Origin of the sequence: Pseudaminobacter soli (ex Zhang et al. 2022), from assembly GCF_014595955.1 — a bacterium.
GTDB lineage: Bacteria > Pseudomonadota > Alphaproteobacteria > Rhizobiales > Rhizobiaceae > Kumtagia > Kumtagia pseudosoli.
Genome location: NZ_JABVCF010000001.1, coordinates 456,021 through 478,317, shown reverse-complemented (window position 1 = coordinate 478,317; position 22,297 = coordinate 456,021). Strand labels below are relative to the sequence as shown.

Sequence of the window (22,297 nt, the reverse complement as noted above, 5' to 3'; positions counted from 1 at the left end):
AGTTGGAAGCCACATCCCGCCCATTTCCCCAGTCCATCGACGAGACTCTGAAGCTGCTTTCGGAGGCGGACTATGTGGCGGACCGCGCCCTGGCGACGGTGCTCTTCCTCGCTCTACGCATGAAGCGGCCGCTGTTCCTCGAAGGCGAGGCGGGGGTCGGCAAGACGGAGATTGCAAAGGTGCTGGCTGAGGCGCTGGGCCGGCCCCTGATCCGCCTGCAGTGCTATGAGGGGCTGGATGTCTCCTCCGCGGTCTACGAGTGGAACTATGCCGCGCAGATGATCGAGATCCGCATGGAGGAGGCGGAAGGCCGCGTCGACCGCGGAGCGATGGAGAAGAACGTCTTTTCCGAAAAATACCTGATCCGACGCCCGGTCCTGCAGGCGCTCGAGGGCAAGAAAGGCGCGGCTCCGGTCTTCCTGATCGACGAGCTCGACCGCACCGACGAGTCGTTCGAGGCCTTCCTGCTCGAAATACTCGCCGACTTCCAGGTGACTGTCCCGGAACTCGGAACGATCAAAGCGGAGGAGCCGCCGATCGTCATCATCACCACCAACAGAACGCGGGAAATCCACGATGCGCTGAAGCGCCGTTGCCTCTATCACTGGGTCGATTATCCCGACGCGGCGCGGGAGCTCGACATCGTCGCCAGGAAAGTGCCGCAGGCGAACCAGCGGCTTTCGGCGGAAGTGGTCAGCTTCGTGCAGAAGCTGCGGCAACTGGAGCTCTTCAAGGTTCCGGGCGTGGCCGAGACGATCGACTGGGCGGGCGCGCTCACCGAGCTCGACAAGGTGGCGCTCGATCCTGAGACCGTGTCCGACACGATTGGCGTCCTGCTGAAATATCAGGACGACATCGCGCGGATCGAGCAGGGCGAGGGGCGGCGCCTGCTCAAGGAAGTGAAGGCGGAACTGGCGGCGGCGGAATGAGCGCGCTGCTGGAGGAAATTAAGTCACTCGTCGCTTTGGGATAGGTCCGGATTTCGGCACACGGATATGACGAACTCGTCAATGATGATCTTACAGCGGCCGAGATCCTAGATGGCTTGCCTTCAGCGGTCGCTGTGGAGGAATACTTGGACTACCACAAGGGTCCGTGTGTGCTCGTGCTTCAGTCCACCTCGGAAGGCTCTCCGGTTCATGCTCTGTGGGGAATCGCAAACGCAGATCCTGAGGGCGCTACGCTCATAACCGCCTATCGACCGGACCCTGACCGTTGGACAGGCGACTATCTAAAGAGGAGATCGAAATGACTCGTCGATCCACTCGTTTTGTTCATGCAGGCAAATATGCCGCCGAAGTCGAGATCGATACGATACCCGATGATGGTGCATGGGGTCCCTATTTTTCGATGGATGACGCTTTGAAGCTTGACCGGGTGCGCTCGGCCTTGAAGCGGGGGGACATTGCCGCGGCAAGCCGAGATGCGCGGGTGTTCGAGCTTATGCCCTTATCCGGGTGAGTGTTTTGGCGAATCCTTCGGCTAGCGAAAGGAACAGAAACAAGGCGGATGCTCACGGCCGCCTGGCCGACAACATCGTCTATTTCGCCCGAGCGCTGCGCAAGGCGGGGATCCGGGTGGGGCCGGCCACTGTGAAGGATGCGATCGAGGCGGTGCTGGCGGCCGGCATTGGCTCGCGCGAGGATTTCTACTGGACGCTGCACGCGGTGCTGGTCACCCGCCACGAGGACCATGCCGTGTTCGACGAGGCCTTCCGGCTGTTCTGGAAATCACGCGAACTGGTCGAAAAGCTGCTCGCCATGTTCTCCCCAGTGGCGCCCGATATGCGCGAGAAGCAGAAGCCGCGCGCCGCCGAAAGCCGCGTCAGCGAGGCGATGTTCGAGGGCCACCGGAACAAGGCGCCGCAAGAGGTGCCCGAGATCGAGGTGGACGCGCGTTTCACCGTCTCCGGCAACGAGGTGTTGCGCGGCAAGGATTTCGCACAGATGACGGCCGCCGAATTGAGCGAGGCGAAGCGCGAGATCGCCGACTTGCGGCTGCCCTTCGACTTGGTTGCGACTCGGCGGTTCCGTCCCGACCCGCGCGGCCGCAAGATCGATCCGCGCGCCATGATGCGCTCCTCGGCCCGAACCGGCGGCGAACTCATCCTTCCGAAGTTCCGGTCGCCGCGCGAGGTGCATCCGCCGCTGGTTATCCTCGCCGACATCTCGGGCTCGATGAGCCAGTACTCGCGGATCTTCCTGCATTTCCTCCACGCCATCGCCGAAAAACGGCGTCGGGTGCACGCCTTCGTCTTCGGAACGCGGCTCACCAACCTGACGCGGCAACTGCGCAATTGTGACCCAGATGCCGCACTTGCCGACTGTTCGGCCGCGGTAAAGGATTGGTCCGGCGGGACGCGCATCGGCGACACGCTGCACGAATTCAACCGGTTGTGGTCGCGCCGCGTGCTGGGGCAGGGGGCCGTGGTGCTCCTCATCACCGACGGGCTGGAGCGCGACGATGTCGCCGGCCTATCCAGTGAGATGGAGCGGCTGCGCAAATCCTGCCGCCGGCTGATCTGGCTGAACCCGCTGCTCAGGTTCGACGGCTTCGAGGCGCGTGCCCGCGGGGTGCGTGCCATGCTGCCGCATGTCGACGAGTTCCGCCGGGTGCACAATCTCGATGCTCTCGCAGACCTCTGCGCCTCGCTGGGCGAACGCCAGCCGGAGAGCGTCGATCCGCGCCGTTATCTGGGCCCGCGCCAAGGTAGCGCTGCCTGAAGGGCGTAGGATAGCCTATGCGTCGTCCGCGACACGGTGTGGTAGGCTGAACCAGAGGAGAAAGCCGATGGCCAAGACCGCTCTCGACGAATCCCGCGACCCGCTAGCGATCGCGGAGGAATGGCTGGACGGCGGACGCAAGGTGGCGATCGCGACGGTCATCGAAACCTGGGGTTCGGCGTCGCGGCCGGTCGGCAGCCATCTGGTCATCGATTCGGAAGGCAATTTCCACGGCTCCGTCTCGGGTGGATGCGTGGAGGGCACGGTCATCAGCGAGGCAATCGACGTAATCGATGCCGGGAAGCCCAAGATGCTGGAGTTCGGCGTCGCGGACGAGACCGCATGGCGCGTCGGCCTGTCCTGCGGGGGTCGCATCAAGGTCTATGTAGAGAGGCTGGGCTGAGCATGGACCCGCAGTCGCTAAAGACCTTGAACGCAGAGAGGCGGGCCCGCCGCGCGGCGATCCTGCTGACCGACCTGGCAAGCGGCGCGAGCCGCGTCATCCGCGAGGGCGAGACGGTATCCGGCGATCTCGGCGCTGAAGTCGCGAAGGCGTTCCGGACCGGCCTCTCCGGCACCGTGGAGGCAGGCGGCGTTAGCTACTTCCTCAACGTCAGCGTGCCGCGCCCACGCCTGGTGGTGATCGGCGCTGTCCACATCAGCCAGGCCCTGGCGCCAATGGCCAAGGTGGCAGGCTTCGACATGGAGATCATCGATCCGCGCACCGCCTTCGCGACCGAAGTACGTTTTCCCGACGTGCCGCTCCATGCCGATTGGCCGGAGACCGTGCTGAAAGATCGTCCGCTGGACGGCTATACAGCGCTGGCGGCCGTCACCCATGACCCAAAGATCGACGATTTCGCGCTGAAGTCTGCGCTCGAGGCGGGCTGCTTCTATGTGGGTGCGCTGGGCAGCCGAAAGACGCATGCCAGTCGAGTGAAGCGCCTGCAGGACGCCGGCATGAGTGACAGCGAGATCGCGCGTATCCACGCGCCGATTGGGCTCGACATCGGGGCGAGCAGCCCGGCCGAGATCGCGGTGGCCGTGCTGGCGCAGGTGATCCAGGCGTTGCGCTCGCGCGGCCTGTCCAAAGCCGACGCAGGGCGAGCGGCATGAAATTCGGGCCCGTACCGGTCGGCGAGGCGGAAGGCGCATTACTGGCACACGCGCTGCTGGTTGGTGAGCGAAAGTATCCCAAGGCACACCGCATCACGCAATCCGACATAGAAGTCCTGCGCGCCGCTGGCCTCCAGGAGATCATCGCGGCCGTGCTCGAGCCGGGCGATCTCGACGAGGACACCGCGGCCGCCCGTATCGCCGCCGCTATCCGGAGCCGCAATGTCGAGGTGAAGTCGCCTTCGACGGGACGGGTGAATCTCCATGCGGCCGCCGCGGGCGTCTTCACGGTCGATGCCAAGCTGATCGACGCCGTCAATGCCCTCGACCCCGCCATCACCATCGCCACGCTGGCCGACAAGGCTACCGTCGAGCGCGGGCAGATGGTAGCAACCGTCAAGATCATACCCTTCGCAGTCGCCGGGCATCTGGTCGATGCCGCCTGCGCGGTCCTGAGCGGCAGCAGGCTCCTCGAAGTTCATCCGTTCGCCGCGCAGCGCGTCGGCATCGTCCACACCGTGCTTCCGAGGCTCAAGGAGGGTGTGATCGCGAAGACCATGCGGATCACCGAAGCGCGGCTGGAACGGTCCGGCAGCTTCGTTTCCGGAGAGCGGCGCACTGCGCACGATGCAGGCGAGGTCGCGGCAGCGCTCGGCGACCTCCTCGCCGACAGCGACTTGGCGATTGTCTTCGGCGCCTCGGCGCTATGTGATTTCGACGATGTGATCCCCGCGGCAATCCGGGCAGCCGGAGGCGAGGTCGTGCGCGCCGGCATGCCGGTCGACCCGGGTAACCTTCTTGTCCTCGGGCAAGTCGGTGGCAAGATGGTCTTGGGCGCGCCCGGCTGTGCCCGCAGCCCCAAGGAGAACGGATTCGACTGGGTGCTCGACCGCCTACTTGCCGGGCTGGAGGTCTCATCCGGCGACATCGCCCGGATGGGAGTCGGCGGCCTGCTGATGGAGATCGCCAGCCGGCCGCAGCCGCGCGAGCGTCCCGGCGGCGAGATCGTGCACGCGATCGTGCTGGCCGCAGGCAGGTCGACGCGGATGGGTGGACCCAACAAATTGCTGGCGCTCTTCGAGGGCGAGCCGCTGATCCGCCGTGTCTGCCGCACTGCCAAGGCGAGTCGGGCGAGTTCGGTGACGGTGGTCACGGGACATCAGACCGAACGCATCCGCGAGGCGCTCGACGACCTTGAGGTTCGCTTCGTGGACAATCCGCAATTTGCGAGTGGGCTGGCCAGTTCGTTGAAGGCGGGAATCGAGAGCCTGCCGGACAATGCGGCCGGGGCGCTCATCGTGCTGGGCGACATGCCGGAGATCTCTTCCCGTGACCTGGACCGGCTGGTCTCGACCTTTCTGGCGGCGGGCGGACAGCAGGTGGTGCGGGCATCGTACGAAGGCAAGCGCGGCAACCCGGTCATCCTGCCGCGCTCGGTTTTCCCGGAGGTCCTCCGATTGGAGGGCGACGTCGGTGCTCGAAACCTGGTGGAATCCGGGATCGCGAGCATCATAGACGTGGAACTCGGACCGGCAGCAGCCGTAGACGTCGATACGGCCGAGGCGCTAGCCGAGGCGGGCGGGGTGTTGCAGGAGTGGACTATGCCCAAGTGATCGTCGCCATGCGCGTCTTCGCGCCCCCGTCTGTCCTGCCGGACATCTCCCTCACAAGGGGGAAGATTGGACGGCCGCGCCGAAGGCGCGCTTCGTTTGCAGCACTCTTTACTGCCGCCTTGGTGCTGCTTTCAGCCCCAGCATCCGCCGACCAGCTAAAACCCTTCAAGGACGAACTCTTCGCCTATCCCGGTATACTGGAGAGTAGGGACGGTGGCTCCTATCTCGTCGTCGACTATCGGGAAGCCCGCGATATCAATCAGCGGGACCAGATCGCGGAGCGCCGCGTCCAAGGAAAGTATGTCTACACGGCCGTGCGGAGAGTGCAGCAGGACCTCGTTCTGCGCACGCAAGTCGGAGACGTGCGCCATTTCGCGGTCGGCGCCACCACGAATGCCCGCTACATCACCGTCTACCTCCACGGGCGGGGCGGCAGCCGCAAGCAGGGCATCGATGACTTCAGCTTTGGCGGCAATTTCAACCGCATCAAGAACCTGATGGCCGCCAATGGCGGCCTCTATCTCTCGCCGGATTTCCCGGATTTCGGCGAGGCGGGTGCCGCCCAGGTCGCCGCACTCATCCGCCACTATGCGGAACAGTCGCCCTCCGCGAAGGTCTTCGTCGCCTGCGGCTCGATGGGCGGTAGAATTTGCTGGCTGCTGGCGAGCGATAAGACGGTTGCGAGAAGGCTGTCGGGGATTCTGCTGCTCGGCTCCCATTGGGACGAAGATTTTCCGGCCAGCCCGGCCTTCAAGCGGCGCGTTCCGGTCTTCTTCGGACATGGCAGTCGCGACACCGTTTTTCCAGTCGACAAGCAGGAGGCCTTTTTCCGTTCGCTTTCCGCCAAAGCGCGCGGCTATCCCGCCCGCTTCGTCCGCTTCGAGACCGGCTCCCACGGTACGCCGATCCGCATGAGCGACTGGCGCGACGCGCTGAACTGGATGCTCGCCCGCTCGCCCTGAGTTCTCGCCGAACCTCACACGGAATGGGGCAATAGCCCTGGAAGCGCTAGAGTCGGAACCCCGTGCGCGGGTGACGGGGAAAATCCGCTGGCCGCAGCCGGAAATCCGGCCTGCTCCTTCCGTTGAAGGTCTCGATTGCGGCGAGCGCGGTCCGGATCGGTCCGGTGCATCCCGGTCGGGGTCGGCAGAAGAGTTCGGTCAGGAAGGTCGTCATAATCAGCACCCCGTTCTTCCTCCCGCATGCGCATCTAGGTGATTCGATCGAATTGTGCAGTGCAGCATAAGCATGACGGCAGTGCGACATAGCATCCCGGCGCCAAACTCAAATTTCTTCAGATTCTCGTGTGGGTCGCCGCATGTTTCTTAACCCTCGCCCCCTATGCATCGGATCAAAAAGGCGGTCTGTCGGTTCTCGGCAGAGGAGGCTGTCATGGGAACGCAGGCAAACCGGGATTTCGCGACCCTGCTCGACGAACTGATAGCGGCGCGCGACGAACTCGAGCCGTCCGGCCCGGCGCCTACGATTCCGTTCGACTATCTCGCGGTTGCCGACGAACTGCATTCCGGACGCATCCGCGTCGCTGAAGACGCAGTCGAAGCGGAGTATCGCGACGTCTTCGGAGAGGATGCGATCAAGATCACGCCCGAACCGGCCGTTGCTGAACTGCCAATCGCAACAGACCCGCAGGCGATTGCGGCCGAGCTAGGCTTGGACAAGGCGAATCCGGCCGAGTTCACGCGGATCCGCCGTCGCTTTGCCTTTGCCAATCATCCGGATCGGGTGGCGCCGCACCTGCGCGAGCACGCCATGCTTCGCATGAAGGTGGCGAACGTGCTGATCGACGAAGCCTGCAAGCGGGCAATCCGTAGAAGCCGCCGCTGATCGTTCCTTCTGCGCGATGATATGATCGCGCGAAGCCCCTTGGCTTTGCGATTTTGCGCATTAGTTTGTGGCCGCCCGCAGCCTGCCTAACCAAAGATCCGGAGAGTCCCCGATGGAAATGCGCCGCCTCGGCCGCACCGACCTGCTTGTCTCGAGAATTTGCCTCGGCACCATGACCTGGGGTCAGCAGAACACCGAGGCCGAGGGTCACGAGCAGATGGATCTTGCCTTCGAGCGCGGGGTCAATTTCCTGGATACGGCCGAGCTTTACTCAATCCCACCCAAGCCGGAGACGCAGGGCAGCACTGAACGGATCGTCGGCTCCTGGATCAAGGCGCGGAAGAACCGGCAGGACGTGGTGCTGGCGACCAAGGTGGTCGGGAGGACGGCCAATGACTGGTACCGGGGCGGCCGCCCCTCGCGGCTGGTGCGCGCCGACATTTTCGACGCCATCGACAAGTCTCTGAAGAGGCTCCAGACCGACTATGTCGATCTCTATCAGATCCATTTCCCCGAGCGGAAAGCCCCCTGGGGCGCCAACCCTACGCGCGTCGGTGCCTGGCCGGCTGAGCGGGACCCGGACGAAACCCCGATCGAGGAGACGCTGGCCGTCTTCGACGACCTCGTGAAGGCCGGCAAGATCCGCCATCTCGGCCTGTCGAACGAAAGTTCATGGGGCGTGATGCGTTTCCTCTTTGCCGCCGAGCGTGGCATCGGGCCGCGCGTTGTCTCCGTGCAGAACGCCTACAACTTCGTGAACCGCACCTTCGAGGTGAATCTCGTGGAAGTGGCGGACCGGGAGGATGTAAGCCTGCTTGCCTACTCACCCTTGGCGCAGGGCTATCTCACCGGCAAATACAATCACGGCGCACGGCCGGAAGGCGCGCGCACGACCCTCTTCAATCGCGGCCAGCGCTACGAAACTCCCCATGCCGCCGAAGCCTTCGTCGCCTACACCGACCTTGCGCGCTCGTTCGAAATGGATCCCGCGCTGTTTGCCGGCGCCTTCGTGCTCAACCAGCCCTTTGTCACGTCGAGCATCATCGGTGCGACCAGCATTCCGCAGCTTCGGGTCGCATTGCAGTCCGCCGAGGTAAAGTGGACGAAGGATATGCAAGCCGCGGTCGACGACCTTCACCAGCGCATGGGCAATCCCTGCCCCTAGGTTCTTACGCCAGCACCGCTACTCCAGAATCCGGCGAGGTGGCCGACGAAAGCGAGGGGCATCCGGAAGCCGCGAGCCGATGCAACCGTGGCGAGGCTTATGCCGCACGCTCACTAAGCTTAAAGCCATCGTAGCTCGGTAAAGGCTTCCGCCGGAGGCGAAGACCAACTCTTACAGGGTTAACTCTTGCCGCTTGCTTCCATGCGTTCCAGGCGGTTCTGGAGCAGCCGCAGCAGGCGACGCTCGAAATTGATGCCCTCGACCCGATCGAACTCGCTTTGGGCCGCATCATGTTTGGCGAGGAATTTGGAGGTGATCGCCTTTGCTTCGTGGGCAGCCTGCTTGCAGGTCTTGTGAGGGGACATCTTGAGGAGCGCCTGCTCCATGTCGCGCGCATGATTCTTCGCGATGACGACGTGGCTTTCCTCGTGGCGCTTGATGTCGGACTCCAGCGTCGACCAGATCAGGCGCACGTCGGGGTCTACGCCATTTGCCTGGCGCCATTTTGGCAGAATCACTTTCGCCTTCACGATTACGTTGGCCTTGACGATCCGGCAGCGGCCGTTCTTCTCGCCGTAACCGATGCGCGTGGTGAACTCCATCCGGGTGGCGCCCGGATGCCGGTCGCCGCTCCGCTTGACCTGAGGACCGCGCTTCAGGAGTTCGGCCTCGATCTCGTCAAGCGTGCGTCCGCCGATGAAGAAATAGCTATAGCTCTTCGTAAGCGTCGCCGCTGGCGCCGCCACGATGGTGCACGCCATCAGGGCAAGACAAGTCAGTGTTCGTGTCAGCATGTTGCCTCTGTTTGTACCTTGCTTTAGGGCCGGGGCCGGCGCAACGAAAATCGGCACGAGGCCGTTCATTCGCAGCGATCCGGATGCGGGGCCGGCGCCAGTCAGGTAGGTGAGTCTTGATTACCCAGTCCGGGGAGCGTGTCTTCCTCAGTCTAGGCGGCAATATCGGCGATCCTGCGACTGCAATGGGCGACGCGCTGCGGATTCTGGACGCCGACTCGCGAACTGAGGTCGTCGCCGTCTCCTCGCTTTATCGCACGCCGCCCTGGGGAAAGCTCGATCAACCGGATTTCCTCAACGCGGCCGCCGAACTCGTCACCAGCCACGAGCCGAGGGAGTTCCTCGAGCTTTGCCTCGACGCGGAGCGTCGGCTGAAGCGGGAGCGCAGGGAGCGCTGGGGTCCGCGGCTTATCGACATCGACATCCTCCTGTTCGGGGACCGCAACATAGCCGAGCCGGGGCTGGAAGTACCGCATCCCCGCATGCGCGAGCGTGCCTTCGTGCTGGTTCCGCTTACGGAGATCGCGCCCGATCTTCAGATCCAGGGCGTTCCTGTCGCGCGCCTGCTCGACGGAGTCGAGCGGGCAGGGATTGAACGGCAGGACCTCGGCCGCGACTGGTGGCGTTAGCCGCTCAGCCAGCGAACCCGCCACCCTCGAGAAAGGCTCGCTCCTCAGACGTGGTCTCGCGTCCCAGCATCGGATTGCGGTGCGGGAACCGGCCAAACTCCGCAATGATGGCGCGATGCTCGATGGCCGCCTCTTCGTAATCGCCGCCCAACGGCGAACAAAGCCGGACTGCAAGATCCTGGTCGGCAAGATCCTCGGAGTGCATGAACGGCATATAGAAGAAGGCGCGGATCGGCGCCTCGATAGCCATGTCATGCCCGGCGGCTATGGCCCGTCTTGCAAAAGGGCGCGCCAGCGGGTCGGTCGCATACATGTGACCTGTGCCGCGGAAGCAGTTGCGCGGGAACTGATCTAGCAGGATCATCAAGGCGAGCGCGCCTTGGGGATCATCGGCCCAGCCATCCATCTCCCGGCGCGCGGCAGCGAGATGGGCTTCGGCGAAACGCTCGTGGAAGGCGCGGTCGAAGGCCTCGTTCTTCGAAAACCAGCTCTGTGCCCCGGCATCACGCCAGAACTGGACGACTTCCCCGCTCGATGCGATCAACTCCGCCCCTCGCTTTGCATTAACATGCTGCGTTCTTAGCAGCAGCGTGAGCTCGCATATAGGGGTAGGCGCTTTGACCAGCCTTTCGGCTCGCGATGGGACTACTGGACGGAGCCGACGGCCGTGCTGTCCAGGCGCTTCAGGCTCATGCCGATGACCGGTACGAGTTCCTCCTCGACGCGGACGGATACCGTGACGTTCATGGTGTGGGCATCGGCCATGCGGGCCTGCATGATGCCGTTGAGCTGCTTGCGGTTGATCGCAAACACCACCTTCTGGCCGCCCTCGATGACATTGCCGCCGACGACGTCGAGCCCCTTGCCTTCAGCGCCGTCCATGAAGGTTCCGCGATAGGTCTTCCCCTTCCGCTCGATCGATGCCGACATCTTCTGCGTGAAGACACCGACGCGGCAGCCTCCGTCCAGCATCATCCCCGTCTTGGCGCCGGGCGTGCTGCCGGCGAAGGTACAACTGAACTTCGTGCCCTTGTACTTACCGGCGACGATCTCCCCCGGTCCCGCCCAGTTACCCTTTACGGATTCGAAGAACTTCTGGTCGCGGTCGGCTGCGCTCGCGCCACCGGCCGGCAGCGTTGCCGCCGCGATCGCGAGGGCCATGGACAGGGAAGGAAGACGGGCGAATTTCATGGGGTCGATCCGAGCGACTGGATGGCAGGCTGATGTCCCTCAACCATGTCGAATAATGGTTAATGGTTTGCTCAAACACGAACAGAACGGCTCCTTTCAAGGAGCCGTATGATCGATTGTGGCCCGGATCGGCGCCGCGCTGAACACCCCTATTTGGTGGATGAGCCCCGGTCCGTCGCCCTGCTTCTGGCGAAGGAGGCCAGGGCGGACAGGAAGTCGGCCAGCCTGGGGCGCTTCAGCGCGACGAAGGGCAGGGGGCGTACCGTTTCGATCGCGGCGATGCCGATCCGCGCGGTCATCGTGCCGTTCACGACGCCCTCTCCGAGCCGCGCGGAAATGCGCGCGGCGAGCCCCTGGCCGACCAGTTGGTGCACGACTTCATCGCCGGCAGCGATCGCTCCGGTCACCGCGAGATGCGCAAGCACGCGACGCGCCAACGTCAGAAAGCCGAGCGTGCCCGGCCGCCCGCCATAGAGCTCGGAGAGGCGGCGAATCAGCCGTCCCGCTTCGAACACGACGTAAGCCAGATCGACCACCGCCCGAGGGCTGACGGCAGTCACCACCGAAACGCGCTTGGCCGCGTCGAGCACCAGCATCTTCGCGCGGGCGTCGAGCGGTCCGAGGATTTCCGTTTCGGCGAGACGGATCAGGTCCGCGCCGTCGATGATGTCGCCGCTCAGTTCGGCCAGGGCCCGCCGGCCCGCTGCGGTCTCCGGGTTCGAGGCCATCAAAGCAGTCAGTTCGCCCACGACCTTGCGCGCGGCGCGGGTATCATCGCGTGCTACCGCATCCGCCGCGGCAGCCCGGAGCTTCTGCATCGAGGAGAGACGCGAAAGCGCAAGCAGTTCGCGCAGGAGGATCAGAATGAACGCGGCGACTGCGATTAGGGCCGCAGCCATGGCCACCCAGCCCAGCCAATCAGCGCGGGCAAAGAGATCGCGGACCACCCTGTCCGCCCACAGGCCCAGCGCCAGCCAGACGAGGATGCCGAATGCGGTTACGAAGATGGTGCTCAGCCAGGAGCGCCCCTTGGCTGGGGTCGGGGGAGGAGGACTGGCCTCCTGGACGCCGGGTTCTGCGAACACGTCGATCTCCGCCGGCACGACGACCGCGTCCTCCGCTCTCAGCGCGCGGGGAGCACGCGGAGGCTGCGGAGGTGCGGAAACCTGCTCTCGAGCCGCCGCCGGGCGGGATTTCTCGGGATCGACACGGAACGCTGCGGGCTTGCGGGGCTCTGTCATGCCAGCCGATCTCCCAACAGGAACTGCATGGCCCGGTCGAGACGGATGTGCGGGAGCGAGAGGGTCAGCCCGTCGGCGCCGCGCTCGAGTCTCGGCGGACGAAACCGCACGAAGCGGATGGAGTTCTCCGCCGAAGCGGCGTCGCCGGTCGTCTGGAACATCGAGTCGATGCCGACCGGCAGGTCGCCGGGAAAGACCGCCGTCTCGCTCTTCCCGTCAAATGTTTCTCCGCCGATCGTCTCTCCTTCCAGCGGGGTGCCGATGATCACCGGAAGCTCTTCGCGCCCCTGCTTGACCGTGCCTTCGCGCGTGGCGCGTATGGCTGCGAGCGCAAGCACGTCCACCTCCGCGCCGGAGAAGTCGGCGCGCTTCACTGCACGGTCGGCAAGCCGCTTCACGATCCCCTGCAGCCGGTCATGGCTTTCATGGTGCAAATGGTCGGCCTTTGTCGCCGCCACCAGGATGCGGTCGATCCGGTGCGAGAACAGGTCGGAAAAGAAGCCGCCGCGGCCTATGCGGAAGCAGGCGAGGATTTCGCTCAGGGCCCGCTCCAGATCGGCCAGCGCCCAGGGACCGGCATTCAGCGCCTGCAGTGCGTCGATCAGCACGATCTGACGATCGAGCCTCGCGATATGCTCGCGGAAGAAGGGTTTCACGACGTGTGTCTTGTAGGCCTCGTAGCGGCGCTCCATCATCGCGTGCAGCGAGCCGGGGCGCGGCGAGCGGTCGTCCTTTAGCAGTAGTGGCGAGACGGTGAGGGCGGGCGACCCTTCCAGATCCCCCGGCATCAGGAAGCGACCGGGGGGAAGGGTCGAGAGCGCCCGCTCGTCCAGCTTGCAAGCCTTGAGATAGTCGGCGAAGCTTTCCGCGAGCCGGCGCGCGGTCATCTCGTCGGCATCGGCATCAGGATCGGCTTCTGCCTCCAGCGCACGCCAGGGCCCGGCGAGATCGGTCCGAACCGGGAGATTGGAAAGTTCCAAAGCCTCGCGAGAGAACTGGCTAAAACTCTTGGTCAAGAGCGGCAGGTCGAGCAGCCACTCGCCGGGGTAGTCGACGATGTCGACAGAGAGCCGGCCTCGCGAGAGCAGCCGGCCCCAGGCCGATGCCGATTCGAATTCGATGGTCAGCCGCAGTTCCGAGATTGCCCGCGTGGATTCCGGCCAGTTCCGAGCCTCGAGAAGGGCCGCGATGTGGTCTTCGTATTGGAAGCGCGGCACCGTGTCGTCGGGCTGCTCCTCCAGGAAGGCCCGGGCGATCCGGCCTGACTTGCTCGCCTCGAACATCGGCAGGCGGCCGCCATGGATGAGGTTGTGCACGAAGGCCGAGATGAAGACGGTCTTGCCGGCACGGGACAGGCCCGTGACGCCGAGGCGCAGCGACGGCGAGAGGATGTTCGCCGCTCGTCCCGCCATCGTGTCGAGAGCGATGAGTGCTTCGTCGGTGAAACTGGTGAGAGACGGCAATCCATTGTCCCGCTGTGCCTGTGCCGGCGATATAGGATTATGAACGGGCCATTGTAATCCCCGCACGAGCGGAGCAAGCGCTTACGTTGTTTCGGCCGCCGCTCTCGTCGCGCGGATGGCTAACGGGTCATAGATCGGCTGGTGTGACGAAGTCGACGAGCCGCCCCTTGCCGGGAGCCGCGGACGACAGCGGTCCGTCGAAGTCTATGACGGCAAGCCCGGAGGTCGGGAACCCGGCGCCGAGCGTCGCGAGGACGCCGTCATCGCCGCTTCCGGAGACCGCGATCGCGAGGTCTTCCATCATCGGGTTGTGTCCGATCACCAGGACCGAAGAGTGGGCGCCGTTCTCCTGGATGATGCGAAGATAGCCCGCCGCATCTTCCGAATAGAGCGTATCGAGAAAGACCACGCGCCCGGTATCGGCATGCTGGGCGATCGCCTCGAGCGTCTGGCGGCAACGCGTTGCGTTCGAGCAGAGCGTGATGTCGGGCATATAGGTGCGATCACGCATGGCGATCGCCGTCGCCTGCGAATCCGCCGTTCCGGTCTCGTCCAGCGGCCGGTCGAAATCGCGCATTCCGGGCGCAGCCCAACCCGCTTTGGCGTGCCTGAGAAGGTAAAGCGTGCTCAATCCCAGGCCTCTCCTCCCCCATCCGACCCGTGTAGCCTGCATACGAACTGCTTCGGAATCGCGCCTCGTCCTATCAGCGCAGGCATACTACCGGCAAATCAAGCTGATAATTCGGCTTGGCAGACCTCATGCAATATGACCGCTGCCACGTTCTGACAATTCCGTTACATCCGTCAGGATTGTTCTTGTGCCGCTTCGTAGCCCCGAATATATAGGCCGCAAAAACGGCAGGGGAAATGGGATGAGTCGAATGAGCGTTCTCGTAAGTTCCGACTATGTGCCGTCGGAAGATGAGCCCTTCATGAATGAAAGGCAGAAAGCATACTTCCGCGCAAAGCTGATCAACTGGAAAAGCGAAATCCTCAGAGAAGCCCGAGAAACACTAGAGATACTGCAACAGGAAAACGCCAACCACCCCGATCTGGCGGATCGCGCTTCCTCCGAAACTGACCGGGCCATCGAACTCAGGGCCCGCGATCGCCAGCGCAAGCTGATCGCCAAGATCGATTCGGCACTACAGCGCCTAGACGAGGGCACCTACGGCTTCTGCGAAGAAACCGGCGAACCGATCTCCCTCAAGCGCCTCGATGCCCGTCCGATCGCGACGCTGTCGATCGAGGCGCAAGAACGTCACGAGCGTCGCGAGAAGGTCTATCGCGACGACTGAGTCGATCGCTGAGGACCTTTGGATCTCTGAAGACACGAAAACCCCGGCCCTGCGCCGGGGTTTTCGTTTTCGATCTTCCAAGTCTCAGTCCAGGTCGCGTGGCCGTATGAAGTCGGTCAATCGAGCCGACTCCGGCTGCAAGCCACTCCACGGGCCCTCCAGAGCGAAGCGCGCCAATGCGGCTGTTGGGAATTTCTCCTTCATCCTGGAAACGAGCGACTGAGTGGATTGTGGTCCCGCAAGGCGGAGGGCGGCATCCTGCAGCCCGGGGTTGTGACCGAGCAGCAGCACCGACTCGACTTCGTCCGGGATCTGCCGGAGTTCCGCGAGTAGCGATTCCGCTGGAGCCTCATACAACGCCCGCGGTGACTCGACTTTAGACTGGCGCGGCACAGCGAGCGTGAGCAGTTCCCATGTCTGGGCCGTGCGGCGGGCCGGCGATACCAGCGCAAGATCTGGAATCCATGCGAGTCTCGCGATTTCCCTTCCCATCCGCGACGCTGCCCGTACCCCGCGCGGTGCCAGCGGCCGGTCGAAGTCGCCTAAACTAGGGTCATTCCGGCTGGACTTGGCGTGGCGGAGCAGCAGGAGTGTCTTCATGAGGGTCGCGAGACAAACTCGGCTTAGAACGGAGGGTTCCCCGCCATTTTATCGAAGGCACTGCCAAGGTTCGCCAGTTCGAGCCTTCCACAAGGCGCCTCGTCAGTCCGAGCCTCTCTTTCACGGAGTGAAGCGCGCAAGCGCCTCCACATCCACGTCCTCTTGCGCAGCCGAAAGCGAAAAAAGGGCCCAGTCTTCCGGCGGGCTCGCCGTCATCCCCTCGAACCGTACCTTGTCGCCCTCGATGCGCGCCTTGCCTTCGGCGACCAGCCTCAGCGCCATGGGGTATAGTCGATGTTCCGCTTTCAGTACCCGGGCCGAAAGGGACTCCGGGCTGTCGTCCGGGAGCACTGGCACGGCCGCCTGTGCGATGATGGGCCCGCCATCCATCTCGGCGGTGACGAAGTGGACCGAGCAGCCATGCAGGCGCACACCGGCCTCCAGCGCCTTCCGATGCGTGTCCAAACCTCTAAAGAGCGGCAGCAAAGCGGGATGGATGTTGATCATGCGACCCTGCCATTCGCGCACAAAGGAGGTCGTCAGGAGGCGCATATAGCCGGCCAGGCAGACGAGTTCGGCGCCGAGGGCGTGCAGCGTCGCGTCGATCGCGAGGTCGTGCGCTTCCTTCGTCTGATAGTCGCGGCGCTCCAGCACCTTTGTGGCGATTCCGGCTGCCTCCGCGATATGCAAACCTGGCGCATCAACCTTGTCCGAGATGACGCCGACGATCTCAGCCGGATAGTCGGGTTCCTTCGCCGATTCGATCAGCGCCGTCATGTTGGAGCCGCGGCCCGAGATCAGGACCGCCACCCTCTTTCGCTGCGTCGTCATAGGGCGAGCGAACCCCGATAGACCACGCCTCCATCCCGCCTCGGCACAATCTGGCCGATCGGCGTGACGGCCTCGCCGGCTTCCTGCAGGACGGCCGCAACTTGTGCGGCCTGCCCAGCCGCGACCACTGCGATCATGCCGATCCCGCAGTTGAAGGTCCGCATCATCTCTTCCGGCTGGATGCCCCCGGTCGACGCCAGCCAGGAGAACACCGGCGGCACGTCGATCGCATCGAGGTTCAACTCTGCGGCGAAGTCCTTGGGGAACACGCGCGGAATGTTTTCTGGGAAACCGCCGCCGGTGATGTGCGCCAGCGCCTTGACGCCATGAGTGCCGCGGATCGCCTTCAGGATCGACTTGACGTAAATCCGAGTCGGCTCGAGCAGCGCCTCGGCGAGCGACATCCCGTCGGCGAAGGGGGAGGTGTCCGTCCAACCGAGGCCCGACCTCTCGACGATCTTGCGTACCAGCGAGAAACCGTTTGAGTGGACTCCGGAGGAGGCGAGGCCGAGCAGGACGTCGCCTTCGACGATGTCGTCGGTGGGCAACAACTGGCCACGCTCGGCCGCGCCGACCGCGAAACCCGCAAGGTCGTAGTCATTGCCGTGATACATTCCGGGCATCTCGGCCGTTTCGCCGCCGATCAGGGCGCAGCCGGAGAGGCGGCAGCCTTTGGCGATGCCAGCCACGATCGATTCCCCTTGGCGCGGATCGAGCCTACCGGTGGCGAAGTAATCGAGGAAGAAGAGCGGCTCGGCACCTTGGACCACGAGGTCGTTCACGCACATGGCCACGAGATCGATGCCGATCGTGTTATGGCGGTCGGATTCGATGGCGATCTTGAGCTTGGTGCCGACACCGTCATTGGCGGCGACGAGAACCGGATCGGAAAAACCCGCCGCCTTGAGGTCGAAAAGACCACCAAAGCCGCCAATCTCGCCATCCGCGCCGGGCCGGCGGGTCGAGCGCACCAGCGGTTTGATGCGCTGCACCAACTCGTTGCCGGCATCGATGTCGACGCCGGAATCCGCGTAGGTGAGACCTTTGCTGTTTCCGCTCATCGTCTTAACCCCGGCTAGAATGTGGGGGCTCTTCGCATGATCCTCACCCGCCCGCAAGCGCGAGCGACAGGCGTCGAAAGGCGGCCTTGCGACCGCGGCCCTTCTCCGCCATCTACGCTGCCTGAGCCAGGAGAAGTCGGTTCGTGACCATTCCGAACCTTATCACCATCATGCGATTCCTGCTTGTGCCGGGCGTCGTCTATGCGCTGCTGTCCGAGCGCATGGAGTGGGCATTTATCGGATTTGTGATCGCCGGAGTCTCCGACGGCGTGGACGGATTCATCGCCCGCCATTTCCATCAGCACAGCGAACTGGGCGCTTATCTCGATCCTGTCGCGGACAAATTGCTCCTGGCCAGCGTCTTCGTCGTGCTCGGCTTCATGGGTGAACTGCCACTCTGGCTCGTCGTTGCAGCCGTGGCACGTGACGGACTCATCGTCAGTGCCGTGCTGTTGTCGTCGGTGATGGGAAACCCAGTCAAAGTGCAGCCGCTGATGGTCTCCAAGGCAAACACGGCGGTGCAGATCGTGCTCGTGATAGCGGTCCTGGCGGCTCTGACCTTCGACCTTGAATTCGGATGGTTTGGAGATGCTTTGGAGTATCTGAGCGGGCTCTTGACCGTCGCTTCGGCTGCGGCCTATCTCGTCGCGTGGCTGAGGCATATGAACGGCTATGGCGAAACCGATATTCAGGGCTGACGTCACGGCCGACCAACCGGCCGCGGCGGTGTGGCGCCGCCAGATCCGCTTCTGGGCCGTAACGGCTGCGCTCCTCGCCCTCTTCCTCTATGTTTTCAGCGACATACTGCTACCGTTCGTAGCGGGCATGGTGCTTGCCTATTTCCTCGACCCTGTCGCCGACCGGCTTCAGAGATGGGGATTGTCGCGCGTCATGGCGACCATCCTGATCTTGGTCGCGTTCATCCTCGTCTTTGCGCTCGCCCTGATGCTCGTCATTCCGCTGGTGGCGCAGCAGTTGTCCGAGTTCATCTCGTGGCTGCCGGACTATCTCAGCCGGCTTCAGGCGCTGGTCACCAACATAGATCCCGGCTGGATCGAGCGCCGTTTTGGCGTCAAGGCGGCCGATCTCCGGCAAGGTCTGAATTCGCTGCTGTCCTCGGGCGTGGGATTCGTGACGGCGATTTTCACGTCGATCTGGAGCTCCGGTGTCGCTCTATTCAACATAGCGAGCCTGTTCGTCGTCACGCCGGTCGTCGCCTTCTACATGCTGCTCGATTGGGACCGCATGGTCGCCAAGGTCGACAGTTGGGTGCCGCGCGACCACGTCCAGACCGTCCGCGAGATCGCGACCGACATCAATGCCGCTACGGCCGGCTTCGTGCGGGGGCAGGGCACCCTCTGCCTCGTGCTCGGTGTCATGTACGCGATCGGCCTCACCATTACCGGATTGAAATTCGGCGTGCTGATAGGCCTCTTTGCCGGCCTGATCAGTTTCATCCCATATTTCGGGTCGCTGCTCGGCCTTGTGGTCGCGCTGGGAGTCGGCTTTGTCCAGTTCTGGCCGGACTGGATCATGATCGCGGCGGTCGCCGGCGTCTTCTTCGTAGGCCAGTTCATCGAAGGCAACATCCTGCAGCCTCGCCTCGTCGGCAAGAGCGTGGGACTTCATCCGGTATGGCTGATGTTCGCCCTGTTTGCCTTCGGCGCGCTGTTCGGCTTTGTCGGGCTGCTGATCGCCGTGCCCGCATCCGCTGCGATCGGCGTACTCGTCAGGTTCGCCATTTCGCGCTATCTCGACTCGCCGTTGTATGTCGGTCACTCCACCGAGATCGAGTCCGACCCTAAGACCCGGCCTCCCAATTCGCCAGGATCAGTGGATTGACAGTGCCGTACTCTCTTCAGTGGGGCGGGCCCGCCACAAGGCCCGGCAAGGGAAATGACGATGTCAGGCGCGGATAAGCCCCGACAGTTGCCGCTCGAACTGCGGCATGCGGCAGGCCACTCGCGCGATGACCTGATGGTCTCGGCGGCGAATGCCGACGCTGTCGCCTTGATCGACCGCTGGCCCGACTGGACCTCGCCAGTCGTCGTGCTGGCCGGCCCGCCCGGCGCCGGCAAGTCGCATCTGGCGGCGATTTGGCGGGACGCGTCCGGAGCCATCCTTTTGTCCGCCGATGCGATACGCGATCGTGAGGCTTCGGGGGAAGCGGCGCTGGAGGTCTGCGTGGAGGACGCCGATCGAGCGGACCTCGACCAGACCGGCCTCTTCCACCTCATCAACCGCATCCGGGCTGGAGGGGGGCACCTGCTGCTCACAGCGCGGCGCTTTCCGGCCGCCTGGGGCGTCACGCTTCCCGATCTGGCGTCGCGTCTCAAGGCCGCGACCACTGTCGAGATCCACGAGCCGGACGACGCCTTGCTGGCCGGCGTTATAACGAAGCTGTTCGCCGATCGGCAGGTCGAGGTCGATCCAAGCGTAGTGCTGTACATCGCACGACGCATCGAGCGCTCGCTCTCCGCCGCCATCCGGGCGGTGGAAATTCTTGATCGCCTAGCGCTGGAGCGGAAGTCGCGGATCACGCGGGTTCTCGCGGCAGAGGCCATTGCGGCGCTCGAGGCCGGATCGCGCGGGCATGACAACCAGGACCGTTGACGGCTCGGCCTGAGCCCGGGTGAGCTACTACGCCTCACTGCGTGGCGACCATTCCGGTTCTTCATCACTGAATCGTGCTTGACGCAGCGGCAGATTATCCTGAACTCTCGCGTGGAGGTTCCGAAATTCGGACCGGTCCAACGGGTGCGCCTGCGAAGGATCGCCGGCCAGCCGAGCCGACCGTGCAGCCGCGCCAACGAAGCTCACTTTGGCTCTTGCTCAAGACGAAGGGGGAACAACGATGACGGTACGTTTTGGACTGCTGGGTGCCGGGCGCATCGGCAAGGTGCATGCGCGGGCGATCGCGTCGAACCCGTCTGCGCGGATCGTCGCGGTCGCGGATGCGATTGAGCAGGCGGCCACTGACCTCGCTGCGAACTATGGCTGCGAGGTCAGGACCATCGACCAGATCGAGAAGGCATCCGACGTGGACGCGGTGGTGATCTGCACGCCCACCGACACGCATGCCGATCTCATCGAGCGCTTCGCCCGCGCCGGCAAGGCCGTGTTCTGCGAGAAGCCGATCCATCTCGACGCCAAGCGGGTGGAGGAGTGCTTGGCGGTCGTTGACGAGACCGGCGCCACGCTGATGGTCGGGTTCAACCGTCGCTTCGATCCGCACTTCGCAGCCGTGCGAAAGGCGATCGACGACGGTGCGGTCGGCAAGGTGGAGCAGGTGGTCATCACCTCGCGCGATCCCGGCCCGCCGCCGCTCGACTACATCCCGCGTTCGGGCGGCGTTTTTCGCGACATGACCATCCACGACTTCGACATGGCGCGCTTCCTGCTGGGTGAAGAACCGGTGACCGTCAGCGCGACGGCCTCGGTGCTGGTCGACGACAGGATCGGCGAGATCGGGGACTTCGACACGGTCAGCGTCCTGCTCACGACCGCCAGCGGCAAGCAGGCGGTGATCACCAATTCGCGCCGGGCGACCTACGGCTACGACCAGCGGATCGAGGTGCATGGCTCGGACGGCATGGTCGCGGCGGAGAACCAACGCCCAGTCTCCATCGAGGTGGCGAATGGCAGGGGGTATATCCGCCCGCCGCTGCACGACTTCTTCATGACCCGCTATGTCGAGGCCTACGCCAACGAGATCGCGACCTTCGTCAAGTCTGTGAAGGAAGGAACGAAACCTTCGCCCAGCGGGCGGGACGGGCTCATGGCCCTGAGGCTTGCCGACGCCGCGCTGCAGTCGGCTCGCGAGGGGCGGGCGATCAAGCTCTAGCGGCAAGCAAGACATTCGGGAGGCAGCATGGCGACGGGTCGGAACAGCAGCACGCGGGTGATCATCACAGGGGGCGCACAGGGCATCGGCTTTGCGGTGGCCAACCGTCTGGCAGATGAGGGCTGCCACGCGATCGCGCTCATCGGGCGCGACAAGGAGAAGGGGAAGGCGGCGGCCGCTGCCCTAAAGGCGAAGGGCGTCGATGCCATCTTCATCCGTGCCGATGTCGCGGATACCGGAGCGTGCGGCTCGGCCTTTTCGGAGGCGCTTGGACATTTCGGCAGCCTCAACGCGCTGGTGAACGCGGCCGCCACATCGGCGCGCGGTTCGCTTACCGACACCACGCCGGAACTCTTCGACCGCATCTTCCACACCAATGTGCGGGGGCCGTTCTTCCTGATGCAGGCGCTCGTGCGTCACCTGCTCGAGGCGGAAAAGGCGGGTTCGATCGTCAACGTGCTGTCGATGTCGGCCCATTGCGGCCAGTCGTTTTTGGCGCCGTACTCTTCCAGCAAGGGCGCGCTCGCGACGCTAACCAAGAACGCGGCCAACGCCTATCGCACCAACCGCATCCGCGTGAACGCGGTGTTGCCCGGCTGGATGGACACGCCCGGCGAGGCGGTGGTGCAGGCGCAGTATCACGGCGCCGGGCCGGACTGGCTGGAGAAGGCCGAGGCCGCTCAGCCGATGGGGCAACTGGTCAAGCCGGATCAACTCGCCGGCCTGGTCGCCTATATGCTGAGCCCGGAGTCCGGCGTCATGACGGGTTCGCTGGTGGACTACGACCAGAACGTGGCGGGCGCCTTTCCGGAGTAGCTTTGGCTGGGGCCCGCACACCTGCATCCCGGCCGCCGGATGACCCGGGTCCGGGAGGCCGCATCTT

At 64.2% G+C, this 22,297-nt stretch carries 26 protein-coding genes; 17 read left to right on the top strand and 9 right to left on the bottom strand.

The window, feature by feature from the left end:
* Window positions 1-2: 2 nt before the first annotated feature.
* The 10 genes from HUI96_RS02265 (at window position 3) to HUI96_RS02225 (ending at window position 8,462) form a co-directional block, all read left to right on the top strand.
* Window positions 3-929, top strand: a complete 927-nt coding sequence (locus HUI96_RS02265) for an AAA family ATPase (protein ID WP_188252981.1) — start codon at window positions 3-5, stop codon at window positions 927-929.
* A gap of 50 nt (window positions 930-979) precedes the next feature.
* A complete protein-coding gene (locus tag HUI96_RS30220; protein WP_425299184.1) occupies window positions 980-1,252 on the top strand; it encodes a DUF4258 domain-containing protein in 273 nt (90 codons plus the stop codon).
* Window positions 1,249-1,461, top strand: coding sequence for a hypothetical protein (locus HUI96_RS02260; RefSeq protein ID WP_188252980.1), 213 nt, complete (start codon window positions 1,249-1,251; stop codon window positions 1,459-1,461). Before HUI96_RS30220 ends, HUI96_RS02260 begins: the two co-directional genes overlap by 4 nt.
* A 5-nt stretch (window positions 1,462-1,466) precedes the next feature.
* Entirely contained in the window at window positions 1,467-2,723 is a 1,257-nt protein-coding gene (locus tag HUI96_RS02255; RefSeq protein WP_188252979.1) for a vWA domain-containing protein, read from the top strand.
* A gap of 67 nt (window positions 2,724-2,790) precedes the next feature.
* On the top strand, window positions 2,791-3,126 hold the full coding sequence (locus tag HUI96_RS02250; protein ID WP_188252978.1) for an XdhC family protein: 336 nt from the start codon (window positions 2,791-2,793) through the stop codon (window positions 3,124-3,126).
* A 2-nt stretch (window positions 3,127-3,128) separates the two neighbouring features.
* A complete protein-coding gene (locus tag HUI96_RS02245; RefSeq protein ID WP_188252977.1) occupies window positions 3,129-3,839 on the top strand; it encodes an XdhC family protein in 711 nt (236 codons plus the stop codon).
* Entirely contained in the window at window positions 3,836-5,452 is a 1,617-nt protein-coding gene (locus tag HUI96_RS02240) for an NTP transferase domain-containing protein (protein ID WP_188252976.1), read from the top strand. Before HUI96_RS02245 ends, HUI96_RS02240 begins: the two co-directional genes overlap by 4 nt.
* Entirely contained in the window at window positions 5,434-6,414 is a 981-nt protein-coding gene (locus tag HUI96_RS02235) for an alpha/beta hydrolase (RefSeq protein WP_337917862.1), read from the top strand. The genes HUI96_RS02240 and HUI96_RS02235 overlap by 19 nt, the downstream gene beginning before the upstream one ends.
* Before the next feature lie 430 nt (window positions 6,415-6,844).
* Entirely contained in the window at window positions 6,845-7,297 is a 453-nt protein-coding gene (locus HUI96_RS02230; RefSeq protein ID WP_188252975.1) for a hypothetical protein, read from the top strand.
* A 112-nt stretch (window positions 7,298-7,409) separates the two neighbouring features.
* A complete protein-coding gene (locus HUI96_RS02225; protein WP_188252974.1) occupies window positions 7,410-8,462 on the top strand; it encodes an aldo/keto reductase in 1,053 nt (350 codons plus the stop codon).
* A 179-nt stretch (window positions 8,463-8,641) separates the two neighbouring features.
* On the opposite strand, the gene HUI96_RS02220 is transcribed toward HUI96_RS02225, so the two are convergent.
* Window positions 8,642-9,256 carry a DUF922 domain-containing Zn-dependent protease gene (locus HUI96_RS02220; RefSeq protein ID WP_188252973.1) on the bottom strand — a complete coding sequence of 205 codons (615 nt, stop codon included), beginning with the start codon at window positions 9,254-9,256 and terminating at the stop codon, window positions 8,642-8,644.
* A 119-nt stretch (window positions 9,257-9,375) separates the two neighbouring features.
* Between HUI96_RS02220 and folK the strand changes: the two genes are divergently transcribed.
* Window positions 9,376-9,885, top strand: coding sequence for a 2-amino-4-hydroxy-6-hydroxymethyldihydropteridine diphosphokinase (gene folK / locus HUI96_RS02215; RefSeq protein WP_337917897.1), 510 nt, complete (start codon window positions 9,376-9,378; stop codon window positions 9,883-9,885).
* 4 nt (window positions 9,886-9,889) lie between these two features.
* Here folK and HUI96_RS02210 read toward each other — a convergent pair whose 3' ends face one another.
* The 5 genes from HUI96_RS02210 to HUI96_RS02190 all read right to left on the bottom strand — a co-directional run bounded on the left by HUI96_RS02210 (window position 9,890) and on the right by HUI96_RS02190 (window position 14,411).
* The gene (locus tag HUI96_RS02210; protein WP_237683908.1) at window positions 9,890-10,429 is read right to left on the bottom strand and encodes a DUF924 family protein; all 540 of its coding nucleotides are present in this window, start codon (window positions 10,427-10,429) and stop codon (window positions 9,890-9,892) included.
* A 101-nt stretch (window positions 10,430-10,530) separates the two neighbouring features.
* Entirely contained in the window at window positions 10,531-11,076 is a 546-nt protein-coding gene (locus HUI96_RS02205) for a hypothetical protein (protein ID WP_188252972.1), read from the bottom strand.
* A 149-nt stretch (window positions 11,077-11,225) separates the two neighbouring features.
* Window positions 11,226-12,317, bottom strand: a complete 1,092-nt coding sequence (locus HUI96_RS02200) for a YcjF family protein (protein ID WP_188252971.1) — start codon at window positions 12,315-12,317, stop codon at window positions 11,226-11,228.
* Window positions 12,314-13,729 carry a YcjX family protein gene (locus HUI96_RS02195; protein ID WP_188253190.1) on the bottom strand — a complete coding sequence of 472 codons (1,416 nt, stop codon included), beginning with the start codon at window positions 13,727-13,729 and terminating at the stop codon, window positions 12,314-12,316. The genes HUI96_RS02200 and HUI96_RS02195 overlap by 4 nt, the downstream gene beginning before the upstream one ends.
* 178 nt (window positions 13,730-13,907) lie before the next feature.
* Complete coding sequence (locus HUI96_RS02190; protein ID WP_188252970.1) at window positions 13,908-14,411, bottom strand: SixA phosphatase family protein; 504 nt, start codon at window positions 14,409-14,411, stop codon at window positions 13,908-13,910.
* A gap of 250 nt (window positions 14,412-14,661) precedes the next feature.
* Between HUI96_RS02190 and dksA the strand changes: the two genes are divergently transcribed.
* Window positions 14,662-15,078 (top strand): RNA polymerase-binding protein DksA, encoded by a 417-nt coding sequence (gene dksA, locus HUI96_RS02185; RefSeq protein WP_188253189.1) that lies wholly within the window; start codon window positions 14,662-14,664, stop codon window positions 15,076-15,078.
* Window positions 15,079-15,162: 84 nt separating this feature from the next.
* On the opposite strand, the gene HUI96_RS02180 is transcribed toward dksA, so the two are convergent.
* From HUI96_RS02180 to purM, 3 genes are all read right to left on the bottom strand, one after another.
* Window positions 15,163-15,678: a SixA phosphatase family protein gene (locus HUI96_RS02180; RefSeq protein ID WP_188252969.1), complete on the bottom strand. Its 516-nt coding sequence runs from the start codon at window positions 15,676-15,678 to the stop codon at window positions 15,163-15,165.
* A 120-nt stretch (window positions 15,679-15,798) separates the two neighbouring features.
* Window positions 15,799-16,509 carry a phosphoribosylglycinamide formyltransferase gene (gene purN / locus HUI96_RS02175; RefSeq protein ID WP_188252968.1) on the bottom strand — a complete coding sequence of 237 codons (711 nt, stop codon included), beginning with the start codon at window positions 16,507-16,509 and terminating at the stop codon, window positions 15,799-15,801.
* Window positions 16,506-17,570: a phosphoribosylformylglycinamidine cyclo-ligase gene (purM, locus tag HUI96_RS02170; protein WP_188252967.1), complete on the bottom strand. Its 1,065-nt coding sequence runs from the start codon at window positions 17,568-17,570 to the stop codon at window positions 16,506-16,508. Before purM ends, purN begins: the two co-directional genes overlap by 4 nt.
* 143 nt (window positions 17,571-17,713) lie before the next feature.
* Here purM and HUI96_RS02165 point away from each other — a divergent pair, with 143 nt between their 5' ends.
* From HUI96_RS02165 to HUI96_RS02145, 5 genes are all read left to right on the top strand, one after another.
* Window positions 17,714-18,268, top strand: coding sequence for a CDP-alcohol phosphatidyltransferase family protein (locus HUI96_RS02165; RefSeq protein ID WP_188252966.1), 555 nt, complete (start codon window positions 17,714-17,716; stop codon window positions 18,266-18,268).
* On the top strand, window positions 18,243-19,412 hold the full coding sequence (locus HUI96_RS02160) for an AI-2E family transporter (RefSeq protein ID WP_188252965.1): 1,170 nt from the start codon (window positions 18,243-18,245) through the stop codon (window positions 19,410-19,412). The genes HUI96_RS02165 and HUI96_RS02160 overlap by 26 nt, the downstream gene beginning before the upstream one ends.
* 60 nt (window positions 19,413-19,472) lie before the next feature.
* A complete protein-coding gene (gene hdaA, locus HUI96_RS02155; RefSeq protein WP_425299179.1) occupies window positions 19,473-20,183 on the top strand; it encodes a DnaA regulatory inactivator HdaA in 711 nt (236 codons plus the stop codon).
* Between the two features lie 241 nt (window positions 20,184-20,424).
* Window positions 20,425-21,414 (top strand): inositol 2-dehydrogenase, encoded by a 990-nt coding sequence (gene iolG / locus HUI96_RS02150; RefSeq protein WP_188252963.1) that lies wholly within the window; start codon window positions 20,425-20,427, stop codon window positions 21,412-21,414.
* 27 nt (window positions 21,415-21,441) lie between these two features.
* Window positions 21,442-22,230, top strand: coding sequence for an SDR family oxidoreductase (locus HUI96_RS02145; RefSeq protein ID WP_188252962.1), 789 nt, complete (start codon window positions 21,442-21,444; stop codon window positions 22,228-22,230).
* The last annotated feature ends 67 nt before the right edge of the window (window positions 22,231-22,297 follow it).